General features: G+C 25.4%; 6 protein-coding genes. 5 read left to right on the forward strand and 1 reads right to left on the reverse strand.

The window, feature by feature from the left end; all coding sequences use genetic code 11:
• Positions 1-302: 302 nt before the first annotated feature.
• Complete coding sequence (locus tag KGF39_RS18955) at positions 303-584, reverse strand: hypothetical protein (protein WP_003420428.1); 282 nt, start codon at positions 582-584, stop codon at positions 303-305.
• Between the two features lie 314 nt (positions 585-898).
• Between KGF39_RS18955 and KGF39_RS18960 the strand changes: the two genes are divergently transcribed.
• From KGF39_RS18960 to KGF39_RS18980, 5 genes are all read left to right on the forward strand, one after another.
• Positions 899-1,708 (forward strand): response regulator transcription factor, encoded by an 810-nt coding sequence (locus tag KGF39_RS18960; RefSeq protein ID WP_107594092.1) that lies wholly within the window; start codon positions 899-901, stop codon positions 1,706-1,708.
• Positions 1,709-1,749: 41 nt separating this feature from the next.
• Entirely contained in the window at positions 1,750-2,016 is a 267-nt protein-coding gene (locus KGF39_RS18965) for a DUF3795 domain-containing protein (RefSeq protein ID WP_054273715.1), read from the forward strand.
• A gap of 262 nt (positions 2,017-2,278) precedes the next feature.
• Positions 2,279-3,043 (forward strand): lysophospholipid acyltransferase family protein, encoded by a 765-nt coding sequence (locus tag KGF39_RS18970; protein ID WP_227823505.1) that lies wholly within the window; start codon positions 2,279-2,281, stop codon positions 3,041-3,043.
• A 62-nt stretch (positions 3,044-3,105) separates the two neighbouring features.
• On the forward strand, positions 3,106-3,390 hold the full coding sequence (locus KGF39_RS18975; protein WP_054273713.1) for a hypothetical protein: 285 nt from the start codon (positions 3,106-3,108) through the stop codon (positions 3,388-3,390).
• Between the two features lie 147 nt (positions 3,391-3,537).
• Positions 3,538-4,080 carry a DUF1697 domain-containing protein gene (locus tag KGF39_RS18980; protein ID WP_107594094.1) on the forward strand — a complete coding sequence of 181 codons (543 nt, stop codon included), beginning with the start codon at positions 3,538-3,540 and terminating at the stop codon, positions 4,078-4,080.
• The last annotated feature ends 201 nt before the right edge of the window (positions 4,081-4,281 follow it).

Genomic DNA, 4,281 nt, shown 5'->3' on the forward strand with positions numbered 1-4,281 from the left:
AGAATACACACTTTATTTTAAAGACCCAAAAATTCAGTTTATCTATAACCTAATATTTAATTCCATAAGCGATTAGTCTTTATGACTGACCGCTTTTTTGTTCATGAATTGATAGTATCTGTAATGTTAATGCATATAAATTGTAATCTTTATAGTTTATATATTAAAATTTTTCACATAAAAAATACACATCTATAAACTATAAATGTGTATTCTCTACTATTTTCAATAATAAGATGTACTTTTTTACTAATCTTCAGTTCTCTGTAACTATTCCAAAATAAAATTCATATAAATTAGTTCTACTGTACGATTGAAACTTTAATAATGTCTCCATTTTTTCTCTCCAAGTGAACTACTTCTCCAGTTAAATCATAATCAAATGCTTTTACTAATATTTCAGTCACCTTTTTACCATCAACTACATCATCTTTTCCATTAAATAAGTCCAAAGCATTATTCTCAATCATTCTCTTTGCAAAGTTTACAGGTAACTTTATATGTATTTTATCACCTGTATGTGATAAGACTCTTATTCTTAAAAACTTTTCTAAATTGTTTCTCGGTGTTTGTTTTGATGCCATGCTATTAAATCACTCTCCTTTATTTTTTATTTAATAATAAATTTTATTCTTAAAAATATCTTTATATGTATTTATTATGAAAGTAACACTATTATTTTCTAATTTTGGTTTACACCTATTCTTCTTTAATATATTTATTTGATGAATATCTATAATTTATAATAATTGTATATTTTGAGATTTTACTTTACAATTATTATATCTAAATTTAACAAAATATCTTATTAGAATATTTTAATTAAATCAAAATTTGTTTATTATATATCAAAAATAAATTAGTATATTTATTTTTGATATGTCAGGAGGATATATTTATGAATGAAATAATCAATAACATTTTAAACACTTGCAAACAGTATACATATATTTTGCCACATAAATTGTTAAAACCATATATAGCACACTATACAATATCCATTCCAGATACAAGTATTAAAGAAAATCTTACATTAATACCTGATGCTAGTGGATGTATGATATTTAAATTTGATAAAAAAGGTATGGAGAGTGAATTCTGGGGAGCTACAACAAAAACTACTATTGTAAAAAATGATATAGAAAATGTACTTTTTAGAGTATTTGTTGAGTTTCGTCCAGGTGGTGTATATTATTTGACAGGTCTTTCTCAAAGAGAATCTACAGATTTGAAAATTACACTTGAAGATTTTAATAGGTTATTTAACTTAGAAATTAATTCCATTTTTGAAAGAACAGGTACTATAAAGGAATTAGTAGAACAATTAGATATGTTATTTTTATCATACTTATTGAAATCAAATATAGTAGATATGACTATACCAATTCTTGAAAATGCCAGAAAACAGAACTCTATTATGTCTGTCAAAAACATTTCCCAAATCAGTTGTTATAGTGAACGGCATTTAAACAGGATTTTTAATAATTCTCTTGGCATGAGTGTTAAATCCTATCTTAGATTACTTCGTATAAATATTGTGCTACAAGAAGTACAAAATAATAAAACACCATTTGCAACTTTAGCACAAGATATTGGTTATTATGACCAATCCCATTTTATAAATGATTTTAAATCTATCTGTGGTGTTAATCCAACAACCTATATAAAAAACTTGTCCGATTTTTACAATGAAAAGTATAAATTTTGATATACAATCATATAAAGTTTATATTTAAGGAGTGACTTAGAATGATAGAATCAAGATGTGGAATTTTATGTTATGAATGTGAGTACAAGGAAAAGGTCAATTGTATAGGATGTACATGTATTGAGAAACCTTTTTGGGGTGAAGAATGTCCTATAAAATCCTGTTGTGAAGATAAAAATCTTACACATTGTGGTCTATGTGATACATTTCCATGTGAAATGCTTAATCAATTTGCATATGACAAAGAACAAGGTGATGATGGAAAAAGAATTGCTCAGTGCAAAAAATGGGCTGTTGTAGCCTTATAATATAATTATTATAAAGTAAGTTTTTTAAACTGTTGTAGAGTAATCTGCAACAGTTTTTATAATTAAATTTAAAGGTTATTTAATTAATTTAATAGAATAGTAATCTATTGATTCGGTCTGATTACTAAAATTAGAAGTATAAAACCTTAATATCTGTCTACTTAAAATACATGTTACAAAATGGAATTAAAATAGACTTAAATTTTGTTTTATGTTAAAATCTTTACAGTAATAAACAATTTTATTTTAAGGAGATAATTTTATGAATAATTACTTAAAATTTGCTACATATCAACTTATAGGCTTTACATCTTCTATACCTAGACTCATTAAAATTAAAAAGAATCCTGATAAATTTAGCTTAAAAGAAAAATTTGAATTTATGCAAAAACAAGCTAGAAAATCTTTAGATATAGTAAATATAGAACTTAATATAATTGGTAATGAGACACTACCAAAAGAACCACTTCTATTTGTTGTAAATCATTCTAGTATGCTTGATAGCTTCATATTAACAGCAAGTGTAGAAAGACCAATTGGATGTGTAATTGCAGATGAACCAGTTTGGAGAAATATACCTATATTTAAAGAATGGGCAAAATTACTAAGATGTGTATATGTAAACAGAAAAAACAATCGAGAAGGTATAAAAAGTATCGCTGAAGCCTCTCAAAATATACTTACAGGTCAAAGTATGGCAGTATTTCCAGAAGGAGATTTAACATGGATTAAAGAACCAAATTCACTGGTTTCAGAGTTTAGAAGTGGAGCTTTAAAAATAGCATATAAAGCAAAATGTCCTATTGTTCCACTAGTAATAAAAAATTCAAAAGATACTTATGAAGGATACCAACCTATTGGTAAAATTAATTCTGTTCCTGTTGAAGTCGAATTTTTAGAACCAATTTATGACCATATTGAAAATCCTAGACTAAAGTCTTCTGTACTAGGTGAAAATATAAAAAATAAGATGATAAAGACAATAGAAAGTTTTAGAAAATCAGATAAAACATTTAAAGAATTTTAATATTAAAATTTATTGACTAAAAAAAATTTTAATGTTAAAATTCTTTTTAAGAGGTGATTAAAGTGGCAAAAAATACAAAGCAAACAACGGTTCATATTGATGAAACGCTACTTAAAGAAGTTAAGAGAATAGGAATTAATGAAAATAAAAGTATATCCCAGATAATAAACGAATCAATAATAGATTATGTATTAGTATACAGAGAAAACGAAGATAAAGAAAAAAATGAACATGATAAGAATCTAAATGAAACAATAAATGCATTTAAAAAAGAAGAAGAAAAAAGAATTCAAGCAAAAAGTGCTGCTAGAGCTATAGCAGAAGCAAAAAAACGAGTTCTTTACTAAGAAAAACAAAAATCGGTACAAATTAAGCACCGATTTTTTTATATTAAAAAAATTACATATGAAGAAGTTTTGAAAGAATTATAAAAGATGCAAATTCCAGTTTGTACTACATAGAAAAATGTGAATGTTTAGAGGTGAAATTATTATATGAAAAGTTATATCGCATTATTAAGAGGTATCAATATAAGTGGTAAGAACAAGATAATTATGTCTGAATTAAAAGCAAGCTTTGTAGAACTTGGTTATTCAGAAGTTTCTACATACCTTAATAGTGGTAATGTTGTCTTTTTAAGTGATGTAGATGACAGCAAGGTTATCTCAAATACAATAAGATTAATGATAAAAAAACAGTTTGAATTGGAAATACCAGTTTTTATTATTTTACAAGAGGAGTTAAAAGATATACTAAATAATGCTCCTAATTGGTGGGGAGATAACAACAAAGAAATATATGATAATCTTATTTTTATGTTTCCTGACTTATCTTATAACGAGTTTTATGATGAGGTTGGAAATCCTAAAGAAGAGTATGAAAAAGTATATCATTATAAAAATGCTATCTTTTGGTCTTTTAGTCGTAAAGATTATAAAAAGACAAATTGGTGGTCAAAGACTGCCAGTTCAAATGTAAGTGATAAGATTACAATTCGTACAGCAAATACGGTAAGAAAAATAGTTGGAATGCGATAAAAGATAACAAACAGCCGATAAACCTCAAAAAATAGGTATATATCGGCTGTTCGGAAACTTATAAGAATATAATCAAAAGTTATGATGTTTTTATTGATAAAATAAGTTTAAAAATGAGTCCAGAAATATTTATATGATTCTGGAAATACTTATATTTATTCTTTAAATTGAGTCTGGAAATATTTATGTGTATTCTTTAAA

This window comes from Clostridioides sp. ZZV14-6345, from assembly GCF_020657775.1.
In the GTDB taxonomy this organism is placed as follows: Bacteria; Bacillota; Clostridia; order Peptostreptococcales; family Peptostreptococcaceae; genus Clostridioides; species Clostridioides difficile_D.